Annotated in this window: 13 protein-coding genes and 6 pseudogenes; 6 read left to right on the top strand and 13 right to left on the bottom strand. The window is 58.7% G+C overall.

Features of this window, described 5'->3' with window-relative positions:
* Positions 1–89: 89 nt before the first annotated feature.
* The 3 genes and pseudogenes from ACM43_RS12180 to ACM43_RS12190 form a co-directional block, all read right to left on the bottom strand.
* Positions 90–296 (bottom strand): transposase, encoded by a 207-nt coding sequence (locus ACM43_RS12180; RefSeq protein WP_081493146.1) that lies wholly within the window; start codon positions 294–296, stop codon positions 90–92.
* A gap of 334 nt (positions 297–630) precedes the next feature.
* Positions 631–957 carry a hypothetical protein gene (locus tag ACM43_RS12185; protein ID WP_141697756.1) on the bottom strand — a complete coding sequence of 109 codons (327 nt, stop codon included), beginning with the start codon at positions 955–957 and terminating at the stop codon, positions 631–633.
* Positions 958–1725: 768 nt separating this feature from the next.
* A pseudogene (locus ACM43_RS12190) lies at positions 1726–1897 on the bottom strand (IS3 family transposase); the annotation flags it as partial.
* A 126-nt stretch (positions 1898–2023) separates the two neighbouring features.
* On the opposite strand from ACM43_RS12190, the gene ACM43_RS12195 reads away from it, so the two are divergent.
* Positions 2024–2194: a YegP family protein gene (locus ACM43_RS12195; protein WP_074448437.1), complete on the top strand. Its 171-nt coding sequence runs from the start codon at positions 2024–2026 to the stop codon at positions 2192–2194.
* A 1915-nt stretch (positions 2195–4109) separates the two neighbouring features.
* Here the strand turns inward: ACM43_RS12195 and ACM43_RS12200 are convergent.
* The 5 genes and pseudogenes from ACM43_RS12200 to ACM43_RS12220 form a co-directional block, all read right to left on the bottom strand.
* A complete protein-coding gene (locus ACM43_RS12200; protein WP_245333213.1) occupies positions 4110–4271 on the bottom strand; it encodes a hypothetical protein in 162 nt (53 codons plus the stop codon).
* 395 nt (positions 4272–4666) lie between these two features.
* Positions 4667–4849, bottom strand: coding sequence for a hypothetical protein (locus tag ACM43_RS12205; protein WP_225114960.1), 183 nt, complete (start codon positions 4847–4849; stop codon positions 4667–4669).
* Between the two features lie 647 nt (positions 4850–5496).
* Positions 5497–6534: a hypothetical protein gene (locus tag ACM43_RS12210; protein ID WP_124163419.1), complete on the bottom strand. Its 1038-nt coding sequence runs from the start codon at positions 6532–6534 to the stop codon at positions 5497–5499.
* 197 nt (positions 6535–6731) lie between these two features.
* Entirely contained in the window at positions 6732–7508 is a 777-nt protein-coding gene (locus tag ACM43_RS12215) for an acetoacetate decarboxylase family protein (RefSeq protein ID WP_036031505.1), read from the bottom strand.
* 1317 nt (positions 7509–8825) lie between these two features.
* Positions 8826–9296, bottom strand: a pseudogene (locus ACM43_RS12220) (IS701 family transposase); the annotation flags it as partial.
* 139 nt (positions 9297–9435) lie between these two features.
* Between ACM43_RS12220 and ACM43_RS12225 the strand changes: the two are divergent.
* A complete protein-coding gene (locus ACM43_RS12225; RefSeq protein WP_036031501.1) occupies positions 9436–9639 on the top strand; it encodes a HAMP domain-containing histidine kinase in 204 nt (67 codons plus the stop codon).
* 383 nt (positions 9640–10022) lie between these two features.
* On the opposite strand, the gene ACM43_RS12230 is transcribed toward ACM43_RS12225, so the two are convergent.
* Positions 10023–11621, bottom strand: coding sequence for an oleate hydratase (locus ACM43_RS12230; RefSeq protein WP_074448439.1), 1599 nt, complete (start codon positions 11619–11621; stop codon positions 10023–10025).
* A gap of 23 nt (positions 11622–11644) precedes the next feature.
* On the opposite strand from ACM43_RS12230, the gene ACM43_RS38900 reads away from it, so the two are divergent.
* Positions 11645–11902, top strand: a complete 258-nt coding sequence (locus ACM43_RS38900) for a transposase (RefSeq protein WP_081493085.1) — start codon at positions 11645–11647, stop codon at positions 11900–11902.
* A 984-nt stretch (positions 11903–12886) separates the two neighbouring features.
* On the opposite strand, the gene ACM43_RS12235 is transcribed toward ACM43_RS38900, so the two are convergent.
* Positions 12887–13312, bottom strand: coding sequence for a hypothetical protein (locus tag ACM43_RS12235; RefSeq protein ID WP_141697757.1), 426 nt, complete (start codon positions 13310–13312; stop codon positions 12887–12889).
* Between the two features lie 724 nt (positions 13313–14036).
* Positions 14037–15683, bottom strand: a complete 1647-nt coding sequence (locus tag ACM43_RS12240) for an extracellular catalytic domain type 2 short-chain-length polyhydroxyalkanoate depolymerase (protein WP_271540286.1) — start codon at positions 15681–15683, stop codon at positions 14037–14039.
* A 796-nt stretch (positions 15684–16479) separates the two neighbouring features.
* On the opposite strand from ACM43_RS12240, the pseudogene ACM43_RS12245 reads away from it, so the two are divergent.
* Positions 16480–16763: pseudogene (locus tag ACM43_RS12245) on the top strand (integrase core domain-containing protein); the annotation flags it as partial.
* Between the two features lie 266 nt (positions 16764–17029).
* Here ACM43_RS12245 and ACM43_RS12250 read toward each other — a convergent pair.
* Positions 17030–17149 (bottom strand): annotated as a pseudogene (locus tag ACM43_RS12250) (IS3 family transposase); the annotation flags it as partial.
* A gap of 757 nt (positions 17150–17906) precedes the next feature.
* Between ACM43_RS12250 and ACM43_RS38905 the strand changes: the two are divergent.
* The gene (locus ACM43_RS38905) at positions 17907–18320 is read left to right on the top strand and encodes an avidin/streptavidin family protein (protein WP_081493087.1); all 414 of its coding nucleotides are present in this window, start codon (positions 17907–17909) and stop codon (positions 18318–18320) included.
* 177 nt (positions 18321–18497) lie between these two features.
* Positions 18498–19599, top strand: a pseudogene (locus tag ACM43_RS12255) (IS630 family transposase).
* 13 nt (positions 19600–19612) lie between these two features.
* Here the strand turns inward: ACM43_RS12255 and ACM43_RS12260 are convergent.
* Positions 19613–20669, bottom strand: a pseudogene (locus ACM43_RS12260) (IS630 family transposase).
* Between the last annotated feature and the right edge of the window lie 39 nt (positions 20670–20708).

The following is a 20708-nucleotide window of genomic DNA, read 5'->3' on the forward strand; positions in this document are numbered from 1 at the left end:
ACATCAGCCGCACCGGATAGGCGTCGCGATGGTCTTCGATGAAGCGGAAGCTCATGTCCGGGTTCCGGCGAAGATCGCGATCGACTTTTTTAAGATGTCGCGCTCCATGCGCAGCGTTCGTTCTCCTGGCGCAGACGGGCGATCTCCGAAGCCTGGTCCGCCGACATCGGCGTCGCCTGCGTGGTGGGGCGCCACGCCGCCGATGTCGGCTCCTGCCGCAGCTTGTCAACCCAGCGCCGCAGCACCGAGTCACGCAGACCGAGTTCCTTGGCAACAGACCCGATCGAAGCGCCCACTCATAGCCAACTCAACGGCTTGGCGCTTGTACTCTTCGGTAAATGAACCGATGTTGACGTTCCATTCGACACCTCCGGGCTCAATGAGCCTACTACAGGTGTCCACTCATTCGGAGGAGGTTCAGTTGCGTTGGATCAGACCCTGTGCCTACCCCGCCCGCACCACTAGTTAATGGCCACGTGACTCGGCGCTGACCATCCTGGTGCCATTGCGCTGTCCCTGGCGCGTGTCGCTAACCCAAGGGCTCCGTATCCGCGCTGGCTGACGAAAGGCTGACGAGACCTGCGCGGCATCCACAAAACGAAAAAAAGGCCCGCGTGGGCTGTTCAAAGCTTAGCCGCCTTTGACGACAGTGCGCTCAATCTGTTGTGGGGAATCCTGCAGCCACGCAAAGACGCTCGCGAGACTGTAAGGCCGTGCGACTTCATGGCCGCCAAGCTTAATGGGGTGATCTTCGATAAGATAGAACTGCCCTTCGGCTGTTCTGACCATACGATCTCTTATCTCAAACCACACGCCCGTTGCCGGCACTCTTCTGTAGAATACGCGCGTTGCGAAATGGAACGCTTCATCAAGGTCGCGCGCTGTCGGAATCCGTTTCCGCGCGCGGAAATGTCTTAATGGCTTAGCCCTTGATGCCGTGGTTTGTCGCTTGAACATACGCTTTCCTCGTCGGCTCAAAACAGCGCGGATGCGACTCGGCGCCTACATCGGCGAGCCTTGAAAGGCGCTATCCTGCCGCATCCGCACTGCGGGTGAAGTTAGCGGCGGCATGACTCGGCGCATTCCGCTGGAGGAAGGAAGGCGCTGTCCCTTCACGTGCCGCGAACCCCGGCAGTGATTTTAGCGAGGGAGCGGCCTTAAGTGACCTACCAGGATTGGTATTCTCACAGAGCAGACGACTGAGCGACTTAACGCCGCTCCAGCCTGTCAGTCTTCAGAACGATCAGGCCGACGCGAACGGTGCGCTGACCTCCCCATATCTCTGTTTCAGTTGCCGCAAGCGATGGATACCGAGCGCCCTCTCAACCATCGGCTCACCACAGCATTTCATCACGACCCTGATGGCGCGAGCCGGAAGGTCCTGCCGTCGCAAAGCCGCCCAAGCAAGGAACGGCAACACGATTTTAGGCAGCTCCTCGTCAGACGCAGGACGTTGATCGCATCGCCCCAGCTTCGCGAGCGCGTGAGCCAAGACATCGGGACAATCAGTTTCGAGAGGGGCAGTGCGCGGCGCGAACTGTAGCTTTGCTACCCCCATCACTCCACACCCCTGCCAAGCCTTACGACGTTGATTTCGGTACGCGCGACGCTATCAGACTTAATGTCGGTCATCTCAAAAGGCTTCACCCGTGCGAAGAAGCGTGATGCGATATCCCTGCATCAGCGGCCAGGGCAAAGTGATCTTCCCCTGAAAAAGTGGACGGGTTAAGCGGCTTTTAGCTCCATTTCGATCGGGGCGACATATCCGAGGGCGGAGTGGAGTCTTGTTTCGGTTGTAGAAGCCCTCGATGAAGGCGAAGATATCGCGCTGGGCCTCGGCACGGGTGTTGTAGTCGCGATGATGGACCAGCTCGGTTTTCAAGGTATGGAAGAAGCTCTAGAGAACCGGGCGGGGACCTCTAACGTGAGGCTCCCATTGCCCCCCCCACCAGCCCGGGTAGGTACCACTGCAAGCTTTTAGCAGTACCCTGCCGGGCATCGACACCCGCGCAGGAGGTAGGCCGTGTACTTTCAAATTTACCGCGACACGCGCGATGAGTGGCGTTGGACGCTACTCGCTGGAAATATGCGCAAGATCGCTGAGTCTGGCGAGGGCTATCACAACAGAGCCGATTGCCTTGCGGTCATCGAACTCGTGAAAAGCACCGACCGCGACACTCCGGTGCGGGGGTAACCCCACCCTCATTCCATCAGACTTTCAGGTCGGACAGGCGATAAGATAATTTTCCTTCTCACCCCATCCTGTCCGCCCCAGAGTAGAACGCTCGTGGCGGGACATTCAAGGTTTTGGGCATGACCCCGACAAAAGTCCCGGCCCGTCTGGGCTTGCCTTTTTCATCAATCTTTTCAACTGCGGTAACGCGGACGTTTCGGAATTTCCACCCGGACGCGACCCGGACAAATGACGCTCCATTCTCTCCAGACGTCACTCCGGAGCACATTATCCCCTCCCGCCTGAAGGCTCCACGCCTGAACGCCCGAACGACTGAAAGCCTCGACGCCCGACAAGGTCAGATCGCCGCCGCGCCAAGCGCGGCTCCAAATGTACCAGGAGTGGAGGCTTTCAGTCGTTCGGGCGAGCCGCCAAGCAAAAGGGCGGCCTGTTTGCACCGCCCTACAGCCTCACCGTCTCGCAATGCGTCTCAGCCCGCATACGTCTCTCACCATACGAAGCGCAGGATGCTTTGCCGCCCCGACCAAGCTGTTTGCGCCGCGCCTCTGTAAGCCGCGCAGATTCCTTCATTTTAGCTCGCGAGGCTGGGGCGAAGTGGTCTAGTGCCCTCCGAGAGCGCTTCGCGCAGATCGCCAGAGAGAAATGTGGGGACCGCCTTCGCATCGCGCGCGCCTGCAACCGTCCTACCGATGTGCTCGACAATGTAATCTCCCAACGTGTCGCAGGCTGCCTCGACATGACGGCATCATTGGCCTCGTCTGAAAACACATCACCGAACGCCTCACCGACTAAGAGGGCTCGCCCGGCACACAGATCAACTCATGTCGCCATGTTACCCCATTTATTCAACCCTAGCCGCCGTAACTGGTTCGGGCATTTACGCAAAAGGGGCCGCAGCCGCCGGCTAAGACCAGTTCTTGCACTGAAATCCGATGCAACTCCAACATTACCCTCCAAGGATCGCAACCGGCCTCTTGCGGATCCGAGCCCTTAATGTCAGCCCCATAGAGCACCCCTCGCGAATCAGGTGCTCAGTAAGGAATCACAAGTGATTCTTTCGACTCAAGATTTCGCCGATCAGCAAACCAGGCCGAGTGCTCAAAGTTATGGGTAATTGAAAGCCTCACCGGATGCTCACCCCCAAAGGCGGCCTTTTCGCGCTTATTCAGCTGGCAGCTCCTGAGCAGGGCGCTTCCCTTCCGCTCGCCTTGCGGTTGCAGGCTCCTTTTCCAGCTGCCGAAGGCACCGGGCGGCGCCGCATGTCGCCGCAGGGGCGGCTCGCGGGCTACCCCCAGCGCCGCCCGACTGCACAGAACCCCCTCGCCCAGAGCTCCCTCCCAAGAAGATGTGGCGGATACGGAGGGGCATCAACGCGGCCGATTGATCCGGGGAAAACGGGGAATTTCACCCTGCCGGTAAATTCAAGAATGACGGCTGGCCTTCACACAGGAGAGGTCCAAGGTTCGATCCCTTGTGCGCTCACCATTTTACGGGTTTTTTGAAGCCTCCCAGGTTTTTCCACCCTCACGTGAGAGGGTGCTTGTAAGCGAATCGCCGCGTTCACATCGCCGCGATCAGGTCGCGAGCTTGAAGTATCTCCGCAATCGCGTTTGCGGCTTCACATTGCCAAGCGACCAAAACCTTCCACCTAACCTTAAGCTCGTTGGGAGCGGCCGGGTAAATGCGCAGTTCCTGGCACGCTGCGTTTCCCCAGCCCTCCACAAGGCAGGCACCCCTGACGACGATCATCACACGCTTTGCGTGTTATATATTCGCATCTAGCGAGTCGCGGGCATCCGACGAGGTCGTCTCGACGATCAATTTCTTGGTTCAACACAGAGGCGTCACATGGCTCAATGCACAGCACCGGTGGAAGGCCATCGCTCAGCGAGCGATGCTGCCATCCGGCACTGCGCTATTGTTCAATTGGAATCGTCCCGCTGAGCCAGAGCCGTGATCCGCCTTCGAACGACCAACCAGCCGTGTAAGCAATCGGTGCGCCGGCGGGTGCTTTCGCGTACAGCGGCGCATCGGACCATTGCGCCGTCCGCGGGTCGGCGCCAAAATGGTAGTTCAACCCGATCTTTCCTATGTGATAGTTGCTGGACAGGCTGGTTGTGTTCGCCGGAAGAACTGCGAACGGCTGGTTTCTGCACCGTGGGAGGCGTTGCGACGCTCGGTCCCCCGAAATGCAGATAGTTATGCTCAGCTTTCACCGACCATGCAGGCGTAAGCGCTTGCTCGACGCCCAGCCTCATGGTGGCACCGAAGCCACCATAGTCAACATGGGTTTTCTCCTGTGGCCAATCAAACTCGTGGTTATTGAAGACGTCCCCTCGATTGTTTTGCCAAGCGACGCACCTCCCTCGAGATAGGCCGGCGTGCGGCCCAGCGCGCCAAACGCGTAGCCGATGCGGCCGGTCCTGGTGGCAAAGACGTTGAGGCCTGCTGGCATCGAGTTCGACACACCACTCAGCCGTTCTTCTGCCAATTGTAGCCGATCTGGCCGCCGGCGAGGAACACTGGGGTATCGACGACATCGCCATAGATTGGCGGACCGTAGGATTGCTGAAGGAGGTGCGGCCGTAGCCGCCGCCGACGTGCCCGCCAATATAGGCCTCCGCACCAGTTCCACACCGCCGGTGGCAGTTTCACTTCTGGCTCAAGGTCTGCCGCATTCGCTGCACCGGTTGCGACGAGCGCAATTGTCGTGGCTCCCAAAAGAAGAACTCCAGATCGCATCCAAGACGTCCCCGCATTATCTCCGGTCCACAACCGAGCGCCCTTAACTTATCGCGCAGCAAACCGTCGGAGCGGATCAGACGCTAAAAGCGACGCGCGCCGAGTCCGTCCCGAAGACCATCGCACTGCGATTGGTGATGATGCCGCAAAGAGAGCAAGTCGCGTGCCGTAGGGAATTCGCGGGCTCTGCAGGCACTTCGTCGCGGCGACGCGCGTCAAGTTGCTGACATTGTGTCAATACCGACAGTCGCGCAGCCACTGCCCCCAGCAATACTTAGCTGGCGCGGTGTCATGGGTCTACGCTCACAAGGCGCTGGTCTCCCTCGGCTGCCGATCGGCGTCGGACCCCCGCGTCCACTCAAAATTGGCCCTCAGCTCGTACTTGGTCGGCGTCTGCACGGGCAGATCAGCTGGCTTCGCGCCGGCACCCTTAGCAGCGCCATCTTAAGCCATGCAGGAGCGGCGCCGACGTCAGCCTCCTCTTCCTCCAAAACGCGGACGAAGTTGCCGGGCGGGCCTCGGCCTCAGTCAAATCGGACGCATGCCCGCGCTGCTTAGCTTTACACTTCTGGATCTGAAATGCGGGTCAGCATCCTCACGTGCGGTCCCGCCCGTTTGAAGATCGGCTCCCAAAAGGCGTAGGCGTCCTCGACGAAACTCTCGGTTACGGTGAACTTCGTGAGCGCGCCCCGATATGCGGCCTGTCGCCGGCAGCCCTGCCCCTCGACAAGATGCCAGATGAATTGAGCGACCTGGCGTGCGTATGTGCTCGGACGACCTTGGTGGTTGTGTACGATCTCAAGTCGCATGGTCCCAGCGTCACGCGTCTGCGGTTCGGTGATATTGGCAAGCCAGATGAAAATTGATGGATCAATGCTCGCGGCATAGCCGTCGCGCTTGAGCTGCTGATTGATGATAGAGAACGCGCTGGCGGCTTCTCTGAAGCATTCGCTCAGGATGAAGTTCGCCTCATTCTCCAGCTTTCCGCTCCGAAGATCGTCCAGTAATCTGACCGCCTCGTCAGTGAGCCGCCGCATGTATCGCGGTTGGGGCTGCTTTGCGTCGTCGTTTGGTTCCTCTTGTATAATCAATTCGACCGCATCCGCGCGGAACTCCGTTGCGGCATCTTTGAGAACGGGCAAAAAATCGCTTTCAAGGCAGGAATCGCCGACGTCTTTCGACACCGCGTCGCCTCCCACCCGTGTCTCCACAAGATTCTTTGCGTGGTCCAACGCAACGTTCAGGCTGGCTTTGAGGTTTTCAGAAGCTCTTTCTTGAGAGTCCTCGACAACCTTTACCATCATCTCCGCGGTACTGTCGGAATCTATGAGTTCGTCCTTAAGCGGCGCCGCCGCATTCCGAGATTCAAGCTCCTCAAAGGGGCTCGGAGCCGTCGCTTGCTTTGCTAGGATCGTTTGATCAGACGTATTCGCGCCTGTGCGCTCCGACCGCGGATTGGAAGCAGCAATCTCGCCGGACAATACAAACAGGCCATCGTCAACGGCTCGGCTCGCCGCCGCGGTAAGATCCACCAGCGAGCGCCGCACGCATCGCGTCTGCCTAGCGCGCCGCTTTTTCGTTTCTTGCGTATGGCTCATGATCTGACGACCCCCTTGAAGCGGCCAAGACGATCAATATGTCGGTTCAGGGGCGCCCTAAACGAACTCCTGACTGAACTTCCGTCTCTTGGTCGCTCAATTCCGTCCTCTTGAACACCTAATCTCAGTGTCCAGCAAAGCTGGTAGCAGCTTATCTGAGCATAACTCAGAATTGAACGAGGCCACAAACTCATCGCTCACTGTTTACCTGGATTTGTGTCTTCCGATATGATGTCAATCACCTTGAGCCTGGCGTCATACTCCTCGTATGAGCCGAGCACGGCTTGGCCAACTGACAAATTGTGCACGGGGTCCACTATTGAGGGGGAGTCGTAGGTTAGGGAGGTGGGTCCGGTAAAGTGAACTTCCTCACCAAACTCGTCGCGTCGCAACGTTCTGGCGGTGCACCACTTGATGAGTTGCGTTACTGCTCCTTTTCCGCTCTCATTGATGGGCGGAAGATGTCGAACCGAATAGAAATACGTTCGCGCAGAGTGCGTCTGCTGGGAGTCCGAACTCTTGCGCTGGTCTGGTTGCGCGGTGAGGGTCAGTAGGCGCTTGCCGGCCGGACGCTCGAGCGTTCCCTGAAACAGACCGCCTTCTCTAATCAGAGTAATGTGCGCCAGCTTTTTTGGAGCACCAAGAACCTCTCGTCCCGAGGCGAGCGCGGCATCGTTTGTTGTCACGTACATGTAAGGAATGTAAAAGCCAATCTCACCGCCAGAATCACGAACTTGAATTCCTGAATAGCACTCCAAGTATGACCCCACTATGCTTGAGGGATAGCTCGCGACGCCAACAATGGCGATTGCTGGGTTTGCTGACGGTACTAACCCCTTCGGCAATAGATGGCCAACCTCGTTCCCCACGCTGAATATATGGTTTATGGCTCGGCAGCGGAGGAACGTGCTGCCAAGGTCTTTGCTCCCATGGTAGAGGGGCGCATCAAACGGAATACCTTTAACGTCGGGCATGGCATCCCTCCTCGCTCTTGAGAGTTTACAATCGGAGATGCAGCTGACTCATCTCACAAAGACATCTGGTTGTGGAAGCATCATGAAGAGAGTGCAATGTGCGGCCTCGCATCCGGCTTACGCGTTATAGTGAAGTCGGAGGCCGCCTTGCACCTCAGTTTTGTGCTGCTGAATGGGCCTGACGTTGTGCATACACTCCGGAGAAGCGTGCTACTGAGGTGACGTTGAGTCGAATGCGACTCGCTATGGTTATGCAAAGTCGATGCCATCTTCCCTTTATGGGGTGCTAGACGGACTGCTCGGCTACAGATGTCGAACTGGAGTACGAGAGCTCGGACAACTTCGCTTGTCTTCTTGCCTTCCGCTTGTTGGCTTGATGACACAGAATGTTGAAAGTCCCACATGACCAAACGCGAACGCAACGATGAGGAGGTTCGCAAAGCTATCGAATTCGGGGCTAGCTTGACTAAACTAGATCGGCCGCGACAGCTATCTCGGTGCATGGCCGAAATACATGCTCGCGGATACGGACGTCCTGCGAGGCACGTCGGTAGAGCTCCAGAACCCTGTAAGTTCTGGTGAGTTTGCGTTCTTGTCAGTGTCTGGCGCGGCGCTTGCACAGAATGGATACTTCAGTTCGCACATTCGGAGAACATGCATCGTTATACTCCAGCTCCTCGCGCTCCCGCTCACAAAGAGCTCGGTACCATCTGCCCATTGGGATACGACATTATTGGAGGCAACCCAGCCGAAGATCAGTCGTGCCTGAGCGGCGAGCGCATGTCCGCGACCTCAGGATCATCAGCATGAGTCTCATGCGTGATGCAGGAAGACCTTGCCCCGCCAGTGACCGAGGAAGCGCGCCGGAAGTGTCACAAGCATTTCTTGGTCCTGTCAGCGCACGAGCCCTCTTACCTTGCCGGCTAAGACAATCGTTGTCGATGGCGGTCTGACGATCGGCGTCCCGCACGTGTCAGGCCCCCGAAAACATCTTCTGACTATCAGCTGAGGGATCGTCTCATCAAAACGAGAGTATGAGTCGCGATACTACAGAAGTGGAAAGCCAGGAAGCTAAGCATCAGCGACAGCTGTGCGCCCTGCGCAGCTCGCTTGGCCGGGGAATCCGAGACGCCCGGCGGATGATAGAGATCCTGGGGGTCGCGGGCCGGTTCCGCTGCGACCCTGTTCTTTGCGAACGTCAAAGCGTCAGCGCGTCACCGAAGGGGCACCATTGCGCGGCGCGCGGCGAGCTAGATGCTGTCGTTCATCAACTCGGTCTAGCGCTACGTTGGCAGAAACTGTTTTCGCCACTGTTTTTCAAGGGTTTACTTTCGGCAATATGGACACTGCTAAGAGGGTGGCCGAAAGGGAGAGATCGATGATGGCGTGACGTGCGGTGGGCATGGTTGATTGAGGCGGAGGCCGGTTGATTCTGTTGTTTCCGCCCCGCGTGTGCGAGGCGACGAGTTGCAGGAGGCGTAGGCGATCATTGTCATCAGGGGCGTGGCGATGAAGTCCCCTGCCATGATCGCCCTTCGAAGTGATCAAGTCCAAGCTCCTCCTTGTGCTGATGCGCCTGCTCACAAATCCACCGTGCCCTTGATAGTTGCGGCCAGCGTGCGCAGATCCGTCGCCGCCGGAAGATCGGCGAGATTCTCCCCCCGAGGCGCGTCGATCGCCAATGAGCTAGGCTTCGTCGCCTGGGAGATGCTGCTGACCTTTATCCCATATCCGCTGCGGAGGGCGGTCCGCGGTGGGGACACGGAAAGCAGCAAATCGGGCGTTTAGGGTCTGTACTCAATAAAGGCTTCCATCTGGAATTAGACTGTGATTGAAGCTTCTTAGCGGGGGAACGCTTGAATCCTAAAGTAGCTCCAGCATAGCGGCAAGGCTCACACGGTCAAACGGTCGCGCGACCGCGGGAGAGATGTCCGTTTCGCCCGCACACGAGCTGAACCAGCCGCTCGCTGACATTCTGATCAATGCCGAGCCGGCCCAGCAGAAATTAGAGAATCTGACACCCGACCTCGGCGCAATCGGGGGCACCCTCGATCACATCCGCCGTGACGGTCAGCGAACCGCTGAAGTCATCGGCCGGCTGCGGTCTTTGCTGAAGCGAGACACGACCTAACGGCGCGAGCGCGACCCCAATGCCACGGTCTGCGAGGTGTTTCGATTCCTTTCCGTGCAGGCCCTGCTCAACGATGTCGAACTGGTTACGGAGCCGGCCCGCAGACACTCGCGTGGCGACATGGTCCAGCTCGGCGACTCAGTCTCGCTCAGGGCAACCTCGTCCTTGTCTCTAGTACCAACGCAGGTCACGGCATTCTTGCGGGGAAGGTGGCCGGGATCTTCAAGCCGTTTTTCATGGTGAGGCGCAATGCATGGGCATAGGCCTCTCGATTGCGCATACTATCGTCGAAGCGTATGGCGGCCACCCGTCAGGGGGCGCGTCTTTCACGTCAGCCTGCCGCTTACTGTGGCGCGATGGCGACGCCCTTCCCGGCGAACGCCTCACGCGAACGCTTTCTCCAGCGTCGCGAAGATCACGGCGAACGACTTGTCGTGGCGCGTCACCGGCGGCACCGGGCAATCGATCTTCATGAGCTGATAGACCGCCATCTGCGCCGCACGCACCGAATATTCGACTGTGAACACGACGTCGTCGGGAACTTCGACGAACTGGCTGACGAAGGCGAGGTTGACGGAATTCCTGGGCACCGGCAGCGGCCGGTCGGCCAGGTTGCGCGGCATGAACATGCTGGTGATGTAGGGCATGCGGCAGGGAATGCAGATCGCGTCGTCGAAAACGACGGGATCGAAGTTCAGGTGACCGCAGAGCTCCTTCAAGATCTCGGCGCCGCCGCAATCGGACATCGGCTTTGCCACGAAATTGCCGATGCGGTCGGGATGCAGCGCATAGCCCCAGAACACCTGCACGTTCTTCGGCTGTCCCATGAAATGTGGCTGATGATAGAGCACGACGGACATCAGCCAGTTGGAATCCTTGAACGTGACAAGCCCGCCGGTGCCGGCCCTATTGCCGGAGAACGCTTCCATCTGGTCGAAGAAGCGTGGATCGCGGCAGGTGACGGTGAAGGACAGCCAATAGGATTCGGGGATCGAATTGTTGAACGCCGACGGATTGCCGAATTCGGGACGTCCTTGCGCGATCGTCTCCCATAGCGCCCAGCCCTGACTGTCGGCCTTGGTCAGGCGCGGCGGCGGCTCGGTCATCGAGCCTAGGCTCGAGGCATCCGTCATCGAGCCGTTCTGGAAGAAGACGATGTCGTCGTCTTCGAGCCGGACGTTGGCGGTGCGGCTGTCGCGGTCGAGCGTGAGCTGGCGCACCCGCAAGCGCGCGCCGTCGGTCTCGAACGCCATGTCGACGACGCGCGTGCCGCGCACGAACTGCACGCCCTGGCGCTTGAGCCAGTCCGCGAGCGGCCGCACGATCGCGTCATACTGATTGTACACGGTGCGCTTGACGCCGCCGAGCGTCTCGATGCGCGGAAACTCGTTCATGAAGCGATGCAGATAGCGCTTCAGCTCGACCGCGCTGTGCCAGGGCTGGAAGGCGAAGGTGGTCTGCCACATGTACCAGAAATTCGATTCGAAGAATCCGGGCGACAGCCAGTCGGTGATGCGGCTGTTGCCGAGCGTCTCCTCCGAAGCCTCGGTGAGCCGGAGCAGCTCGAGCCGGTCGCGTCCGGAGAAGCCCATATGCGAGACATCGACCTTGAAGCGGTTACGGTCGACCAGACGCGCGCTGGAGTGCGCCGGAGTCTCCACGTTGAATGCGACCGTCTCCTCGCGCACGCTGCGGCCGGGATGCTCGAGCGAGGGAATGCTCGACAGCAGATCCCAGGTGCATTCGTAATGGTCGGTGGTGAGCATGCGCCCGCCGCGAAGCGAATAGGCGCCGTTCGGAAGCTGCGCGCCGTCCAGGCTGCCACCAACCAGCGGCTGCGCCTCGTAGATCACGATGTCGCGCCCCGGCAGCTGCGCATCGCGGACGAGGAACGCCGCGCCCGCGAGCGATCCAATGCCGCCGCCGATAAAATACGCCTTCATGGCTTGCCTCGATTGCAATTCGACAATTCGAAGCAACATAGCATGGCCGGACGCATCCAAGGTTGCGCTGGATCAAGCGGGGTGAGGACTGGCTCAGCTACGCGGAAAGGCGGCCGATTGAGCCGTTGTTGCCGCGAGGGCGCAAGGGAGCGCATCGGGTCGATGATCGATGCGTGATCAACGGCATTGTCCAATTGCCAAAAGCAGGTTCGCGCTGGCATGATTGCCCGGAAGTCTACGGTCCGTACACAACGGTGTACAACCGCGTCAGTCGCTGGAGCCGAGAGGGATTTGGACAAACGTTTTTACGCTCTGACTGAATCAAGCGGCGTGTCCGGCTCGATCTCGGTGGATTCCAGCTAAATCAAAGGCCATGGCCCCGCGGCCGGCCCAAAAAAGAGGGACCTTCAACAAGGTGATCGGCTGCTCGCGCGGCGAACGACCACCAAAATCCAAGTGTTGATCGACAATATTGGCCGCCCGCTTCTTTCCTGATTACTCCTGGCAACACTCACGCAGCCCGCGTCGTCGGCTGATCGAGCCTACGCCGTCAGAAGCTTGCGCGACGAGTTGGCCGCACGCCGCATCAAGGCTGTCATCCGGCCGAATCCGCGCCGCAAGCATCCGCATCGCTGCGATAGGGCCTACAGAGGGCGCAATGTCATCGAGCGATGATCCGCCCTCTCGCAGACGTCACGCGGTCTGCGATACGCCAGCATCGTCTGTAATGTAACACCTCGGACCGTGATCCTGTTGCTGGACGAGGAGCCCCGCAGTCGCCCGGGGACGGCTCGCTGCGCATCACTCAATCGCGACCCTCGCCAGCGACCGGCGCGGAGGCTTAGGGCGACGCCGAGGCAAAAGGCCCCGCCGCACACGGTTCAGGTCGCAGATCGCTGGCATTTGATGGAGAGCGCCTGCCGGGGCTTCCTCGAAGGATCGGGAATTCTGCCCAGCTCTGCGCCTTTCCGCACGCCGATCTGAAGCCGGTCAGTTCCTTCTTGCCCTCCCGCGTCGCGCCAATCAGCACCAGCTTGCACTAGCCGTGCTCTTCCCTGCGGGCCTGTAGAAGAGGCTATCCGGGCGCGTGCGCCCGACGTGCCTGCAAACGCACATCTCTTCGCGACGCTCGGTCATGGCGTATCGCTCTCTTTGAGAAGTTCTGTGGTATTCGGCATCCGCCTCCTACGCTGCCCATCTCAAGCAGTCACCCCCTACGTTACTGCATAGCACTGCTCGAAAGTGCTATTTAGGACGGGTGTCTCAATCTGGAAAGCGGTGTCGGGGTCTGCTGGAAGGCGTAGCTAGTGCGCTCGCACGGATGCGCGTTCTTTGCCACGCCCGAAATATCTCATGACTACGACGTAGAAGACCGGCACAAAGATCTGCTTGGACGAGACGAGCGCGTAACGCTTGCTATCTGAGGCCGTCTTTATGTGATACTTGCCGGATTTCGATTTGCCAACGGGAACCCAGTGGCCTTCACCTCCATCGATTCGACTGGAAACGAGATCGGCTGCCACGCTGGCGAAGGCCGCTCGCAATCCAGCTTTCGTTTGCAGTTTGTTACAAGGGATAAAATCAAAAGTTGCCCGGTTGTGACGGGTTTCCTCGCTTGGCTCGTCATCCGTAGCGCCGGGGACGACGTGCGGCTGCAGTCCCGGCTGTCGCGAAGCCAGCGCGACCAGCGCCGGCACGTTCAGAACTTTCGGACTTGCGACCGGCGTCACCGCCGGCTGCTGCGGCAGTGCCGCGGTCCGCTTCGCGACCTGCGCTGGCGCACAGTTGGGCGGCGCGGAGGAGCCCGGGACAGCTTTGGGCAAACACTGATTGCGTAGCCCTACGCTTGCGTTGGATAGTAGCGCTTAGAAAGACCTTCGCGGCAACTACGAAAACTGGTGGCATCCATTCGCTCCTGGAAGATGGCTGTCGTACAGCGGACTTCGAATGTATCAAGCAGGTCTTCGCGACAATTGAATTCCTAATGCAAGCTGCCGAGCCTCGCTAGGAGGAGACAACCTTGCCCAGGGGCTTCAGATCACTCACAGCGCGCTAGCGGTTGATGCGCACGACATTGCCGCGCTAACGACAGGGCCGTCACTAGGATCCTCGATGGCGTATCCCCGAACACAAACGCGGAGCCATGCTTGCCATCGAGATAGCCTCCGGTCCGGCGATTTTTCCGAGGAGCTTTCATGCCGAAGCGAGGTCGATCGAGAGTCACCTGTTCGTTTTTATGCGGCTCATTGGCGCGGTCGCTCAACAGCCTCCGGTCGGTTTCTTCGCTGTACCGCCAGCTTCGATTATCCCGCGAACAAGCAGACACCTGGGCAATATCGGACATGGGTAAACGTCCCGTGCAGCGTCTCCACGTCTGGAAGATGAGATTGCCGGATTAGCAAGGCGCCGATGCGAACCGGCCTCTCGTCGCAGACGTTAGAGGCCAAGAGTCTTCTATTTGGTCACCGGACAAGACCCCGGATGGTTGCAGCGTGGAGGCGTCGATCGCGTGGTCGCGCTAACCTCCTCGGACGCAAGTCCTTCTGCTCCATTGAGAACGGCCGAGACGCGCCAGCGATATGTTGTTTGCGGCCTAAGATCGGAATCGCCGAAGCTGGCTCCTGCAACCTTGCCGATCCTCTGAAATGTGTCATCAGGGCCTGCACGCAGCACGCGGTATGTCGTTGCTCCTGGCAGCGGCGACCAGACCAGATCAACGCTAGTATCCGAAGCATCGATCACCGTGAGCCCCTGAGGTGCTGATGTCAATTGCCGCGTCGCGCTGACGGGCGTCGCGCCATCGGCCGCGAGCGCGTCGAGCATAGCCTTAACCGCTTGGATCTGCGCCCCAGACTTCGTCACGTAGCTGCTCGTGTGATTGACGTAGCCCCACCAGTCCCAGCAGGCCTGCGGATTGGTGGGCCGATATAAGCTGGTCCTGGTCTGTGGATAGAGAATGATCAAACGGTTCGTATCCGCCCAGGCATTATAGCCGGTATCATTGACGAACTTGAGCCCGATCTCGCGGGCATTCTGGCGGCATCCGTGCAGCGCCACGTGGACACGGCAGAGAGCACCTTGCTCGCAGTCCTGAGGCACGAAGAGATAGCCGGTATCGCTCAGGCTCAACGCGGCGGGCGCCTGCGGCCTGGTATAGAGTGACTGATCGAAGCTCTTCACGACGCCCGCGAGCTGCCCGCGATTAGGTGGATTGAGGCGGCCATAAATATGCTGCAGGATGATTCCGGCCTGATCGTAGCCGCATTGGTCAATATATGGTTCCTTGTTAGCACTGCAGCTATTCAGTCCGGTGTCGCCCTGCTTGGCCACCACGAAGGAGTGCCCGGCGCCGAGGGCGGTCTGATAGAAGAGATTGCCTCGATTGGCGTCACCTAGATAGCGACGGTAGAAGTCGGCAGCCGCATCGGTCACGGCCCTATCGACGACCGCGTCGTTGTAGCCGTGAAAGAGATAGATCTTCTGCCCGGCAAGATTACTATCCGGATCGATCTTGCCTGCTGACGCGTTCGCATCAGCCTTCGTCGTGAACGCCGCGATGTTCAGGCCCGATGCAGGCCCTTTCATGCACGGACCCGTCGCACGCCACATCTTGGCCTCAGCGCACCAATAGGGACCGCCAGCGACCACCCCCACTCCCTTGACAATCGAGGACCAGGCTGCGCCGAACTGGACTGCCATGAAGGCGCCTGATGAAATGCCGGAGATCGAGCTCTCGCCGATCGGCGCGTGATAGCTGCGCAATGCCAAAGGCTCGGCAGAGAGCGGCGACATTCCAACGACCGTGGCACAAATGCCGCCGATAGCGTGTTGCCGCAAGATGGCCAAGTCCTTGAAAAACGTGCTAATCGAACCGACGGGCGGTCTCCGGTGTTCATGTGAAAACGCGCCATCGGAACAAGAAATCACTCGCCAGTTCGGAAAAGGATTCTGCGGATTACCATAGTCGACCGTCTGCCTGCCGTCCCGCGGCAGCGCCGACGTGATGACCGTGTCGGGCTGGTTCGGCTCCGAGGCAACAGGCGTGATGAGCGACCCCTTGAGCATCCGTCCGCTTTGATTGATCAGTTTCTGGTAGGCCATGTCTGATCTCCTTCATCTGGTCAGACGTTCCCGGACGCCGCCGGGAAAGCGGGGGATAGGTGCTGGTGAAGACAATTCATGACAGGCGATCAATGCGCACGTGGAATTCGCGTGTTGAAGCAAGGATACCGAAGCTGGTTTCCAGGGTTTCGCCAGCCGAAAACCACTAGCTCGATTATGATACGAGTAGAATCCCAGCTGATGGCCGGCCTCTGCCCCAATGAACTGCTAGGCGTTTGGACATGGTGGCATTCTACGCAGCCGAACCGATGCCGACGTCAGCGGTCGCTTCGCTTGGCACTCCTTATCAACAGTTCCCTAATGCAAGATGTTCGAACCTTCCAACCAACCCTAGTGTTGATTCGTTGAACGTTCCACCCGCCAAAACTTGTAGGTTCAACCTACCCTGTTGAGTTCAGCGCGCCTGCGTGTGTCAATTCAAGTCGTTGGACGAAATGCCGTCAAAAGTCGACATTGGTATGTTGGTCAACTGCACAGTTATTCATAAGACCGTCGTTTGATTGCGGGATTTGCAAGCGACCTTCACGCACGCGTTTCAGAATCGCAATCCTTGTTGCGAGGCTCTACGAGCCCTTCGCTCCGGCCGAGAGCACTTTGGAGAAGGTGATAGGCTTGGGTCGTGGGTGAGGTAGAATATTCAGCTTCCAATGAGCTTGTTCGTGAGAGTGAAGCCGAGCGCGAAAAAATAAAGGCGGAAATCATAGCCGCCGAGCAGCGGTGACCTAGTGATCGCACGAGAGACGATTCTGCTCGGAGCAGTTGTCGGTTGGGCGCGGGCGGTCCGAACGCCCCTCAGACCCAGCGAAAAATCGAGCGCTGGCATCAGACGCTGAAGAACCGCATTCTGCTCGACAACTGCGACCGACCCGATGATCTCGAAGATCAAGTAGGGGCCTTCGTCGAACCCTATGATCACGTCCGCTATCATGAGAGCATCGACAACCTCACGCCAGCCGATGTCTACTGCGGCAGGGCTGAGGCGATCCTCCCCGAACGAAACCGCATCAAGCGCGACACATCGCAAACCGCCGCATGCAGCATCAACTGCAGGCCGCTTAACTCTAACGCTGATGAGCCAGAGCCTCCCTTGTCGAAGAGCCTGACCAGTCGCAAATTATCTGACGATGGCCAAGCGACGGCTCCGGTTTTAGGCAGTTTTTGGCTGATAGAGCGGTCGCAAGTTCCGTCCAAGACTTCAGGGGCGTCTCCTGTGGTCACGGCTCCGCCGCCTGGCGATCGTTCCAGCCGGCGCGCAACATGTACACATGCTCAACCTCCTAACAATGGTAGAGTCGAGATGCCAGCCGTGGCCGCGGACGTCACCATTCCTTTCCCACGAGGTCCTTCAAGGCCGCGTTGTCCAGCATGGCGTCGGCCAGCAACCGCTTCAGCCGGGTGTTCAAAATCTCGATGATCTGCTCTTCCGAAAACCGGCTGCGCTTCATGCTCTGGTCCTTGTCGTGGGCCAGAGCGAACTTCAACCTGTATTAAGCCTGAGGGGCAAGGTCACCACCGAAGATCAATTGGCCAAAAAGGGCGTTGCCCGAAACTGATTATCGTTCGCCAGAAGAGTGTGAGTTGCTCCTTTCCCAGGCAAATGGCCTAGTGCACGAACTAGTTCTGACGGCGCTGCGGACGGGTATGCGGCAAGGAGAGCTCAGCGGCCTTTCAGTGGTCGTCTCTCGATTGGCTCACGCCCAACGTTGCGGTGAGACATTCATACGATGATCGTGGGAAGACGCTAGTCGCGCCGAAGAGTAACCGCACGCGGCATATACCGCTCGACATTGATGTGTACACGATGCTGTACCGGCGTAAGAAGGACACTGGGTACGTGTTCCGAGGCTCGGAGGGTCGCCCGTTCACTGGAACTACCACTACGGAATGCACTATGCGATCCGCAAACTCTGTAGGAAGGCGAAGTGTAGAACCATCGGCTGGCACACGCTTCGCCATAGATCGAAGCTGAAGGAAAAGAGTATCGCCTCGGAACGAAACTAGACAAAAAAGGCATTGCTCGAATACCTCAAGATGACCCGTTGCGTCATTTGCTCCTTGAGCATGTTCAAGAGGCGGTAAACAATGTCGCTCGACAATGATGAGGCCGTCGGCAAGTCGGCCTCTGAACAATCCGGCGATACGACAACGCGAGAACTCTTAGTGGATGCTGCGGGAGCGAAATAGGCGTCGGTATGAGAGCGCATCTCCGGCAGCGTCTGCGCAGTTGCCTGTTGCCTAGGGGAATTCCATGACGCGCTTGATTGTGCTCCTGCTCTTTGCCGTTACCTCGATGCCTGCTCACGCGCGGTTGCCAGTCCCTCTAAATGGGTAAATCAGCGAGGCTCTCTTCTGTCGATCCAAACGCTCGATGCATCGACGGGGATTTTCGCCGGAACGTATGTTAACAATGCGACTGGAGTTTCCTACCAGGGACAGCCCTACCCTGTCGCAGGCGTCGTTACCGCAAATAGGATCGCTTTTTACGTCAATTGGACGGCACCCGCAGCTCCAAACTGCAAAACGATCACCATTTGGAACGGCCGCGTCGCTGATAAGAATATTCCAGCTGCGGGGACCCTGTTCTACGTGGGATCGAACCGAAAGTGTCACAAATGACGGGGCGGGTTTCTTTACGAGGAGGTAGAGCAATCGTGTTAAGGCTGATTATCTCTCGATGGCCGACGTCTTGCTGATTCTCCCAATCTGGGGGCAGATGAACCTCTAGTGTCCTGAGTCACAATTTCGCAATCGTAGATTCGCAGTAGAGTCGCGTCGCTGTGCCAGATTTGGCGGCTGCCGGCCCAGCGACTTGCGCCACTGATATTGAGCGATGATGAGTTCGCCGAACATCAGTCGCTGACGATGCGGCGGAAGACCGCAGGCGCTGGCTCTGAGAGCCCGGATCGTGCTGACCTGCGCGGAAGGCGGTCAGAACAAGGAGGTGGCGGCCAAGCTAGGCCTGGAGCGGGGAACGGTAGGCAAGTGGCGCGTTTTGTAGAGCAGCGCGTGGCCGGGCTGCACGACGAGCCGCGTTCCGGGGCGCCGCGCACCATTGACGATGCCCGCATCGAAGCCGTGATCGTGCGGACGCTGGAAAGCTGCCCCGAGAACGCCACTCATTGGAGTTATCGGGGCATGGCCAAGGCCAGCGGCCTGTCGGTGTCAACGGTGCAACGCATCCGGCGGGCCTTCGGGCTCCAGCCGCACCGGCTGGAGACATTCAAGATCTCCACCGATCCGAACTTCGTCGCCAAGGTGCGCGACGTCGTCGGCCTTTACGTCTCGCCGCCGGCACACGCCATCGTTCTGTGTGTAGACTAAAAGTCCCAAATCTAGGCGCTGGACCGCAGTCAGCCGATGCTGCCGATGCGTCCCGGTCAGCCGGCTCGAAGAAGCCATGACTGCAAAAGGTACGGCACCACATCGCTGTTCGCCGCCTTCGACATTGCGACCGGACGGGTTATTGGCAAGTGCTACGGACGGCACCGTGCCGCAGAGTTCCGCAAGTTCTTGGACGAGATCGAAGCCGCTGTGCCGCGCCAACTCGACGTCCATCTCGTCATGGATAACTATGCAACGCACAAGACGCCGCTGATCCGGAAATGGCTGGCCAAAAGACCGCGTTGGCATGTGCACCTGACCCCGACTAGTTCGTCATGGCTCAATCAGGTCGAGCGCTTCTCCGCGCTCCTTACCGATAAGAAGATCAGGCGCGCAGTCTCGCTGCCCTTATGGCGGACATCACCTCGTTCGTTGACGACACAATGCCGATAAGAAACCATTCCGATGGACCAAGTCCGCTGACGGCATCCTTGCTTCCATCGAGCGCTTCTGCCGATACAATGCCCCGGCACAAAACGCAGCAATGTTGCGAACTTCTGGTTCAGGACACTAGCTAGTACCCGGAATCATAGCTGAGTGATACGTCGGCCTTTGAATCGGCGTCGCCCGACCTTTTTCTTGGTCCAGACGAATGGCTCAGCTCTGTGCTTTGATATAGGCATCGATGTGCTGCTCAAGCTGTTTGAGGCTTGTGAACGAGGCGCCGCTCAACGACTGCCCCTGTCAGATCGAAAACCACACCTCGACCTGATTGAGCCAGGACGCGCTGGTGGGCGTGAAATGAAAGTTCACGTTGGGATGTGCCTCAAGCCATTCCTCGTTCTTCGTATGGGTGCTGAGGTTGTCGAGAATGACGTGAAGCTGTCGGTTCGGAAATGCTGCGGTCACGCGATCCATGAAGTCGAGAAACTCGACCCGGCGACGTCGTTTCGAATGCGTCGCAAGAATCTTCCCGGTGGCGACTTCCAGCGCTGCGAACAGCGTGGTCGTGCCGTGCCGTTTGTAGTCGTGGCTTTGCCCGGTCAAGGATCTGCCGTTGGGTAGTTTCAGATAACCCTGCGCTCTTTCCAAGGCCTGGATCGAGGGCGCTTTCGTCCACGCATAGCACGATGGCCTTCTTTGGCGGGGCGACATACAGGCCAACCACGTCGGCGGCTTTGGCCGTAAACTCCGGGTCGTTGCTCTCGCACCAGGACTTGCGAGCGGCGAGATCGAGTTTGTTGCTGCGCAAGAATCGCCAGACATATTGCACGTCGACATCGCCAAGTTCCCCAGCCAGCAGAGGCCCAGTCCAGCGCGCGTACCCGGCAGAAGGCGATTTATCGAGCAACTTTAAAATCCGTTTGTCAGTGGCCTTCGTATAGATCGGCTGCTTGCCCGGGAGAGGCTTGCTTTGCAGACCTTCAAGGCCTTGATTCGCATAGCGATGCCGCCAAAGGCTGACAATCCGCGGCTGGACCCAACCTCCTTGGCAATCGATCGGGTGCTGCGACCGGCAGCAGCCAAAAGAACGATCCGCGCCCGCTTCAAATCGCGCTGCAACGTCACCGGTGAGCGGCAACGTTCCTCAAGCACCTTGCGATCTTTCCTCGAAAGGTGGACTTCTCTTGCGTCGGGTATCATCCCGACGTTGAATCATGACTCACTTCCCAAGGAAAGTGG

Origin of the sequence: Bradyrhizobium sp. CCBAU 45321, assembly GCF_028128975.1 — a bacterium.
Classification (GTDB): Bacteria; Pseudomonadota; Alphaproteobacteria; order Rhizobiales; family Xanthobacteraceae; genus Bradyrhizobium; species Bradyrhizobium yuanmingense.

Excerpts from the sequence above, each read along its gene's own strand:
- ACM43_RS12185 (WP_141697756.1), bottom strand. The coding sequence starts at position 957 with ATGTTCAAGCGACAAACCACGGCATCAAGGGCTAAGCCATTAAGACAT.
- ACM43_RS12210 (WP_124163419.1), bottom strand. The coding sequence starts at position 6,534 with ATGAGCCATACGCAAGAAACGAAAAAGCGGCGCGCTAGGCAGACGCGA.
- ACM43_RS12215 (WP_036031505.1), bottom strand. The coding sequence starts at position 7,508 with ATGCCCGACGTTAAAGGTATTCCGTTTGATGCGCCCCTCTACCATGGG.
- ACM43_RS12225 (WP_036031501.1), top strand. The coding sequence starts at position 9,436 with ATGTCCGTTTCGCCCGCACACGAGCTGAACCAGCCGCTCGCTGACATT.
- ACM43_RS12230 (WP_074448439.1), bottom strand. The coding sequence starts at position 11,621 with ATGTTGCTTCGAATTGTCGAATTGCAATCGAGGCAAGCCATGAAGGCG.
- ACM43_RS12240 (WP_271540286.1), bottom strand. The coding sequence starts at position 15,683 with ATGGCCTACCAGAAACTGATCAATCAAAGCGGACGGATGCTCAAGGGG.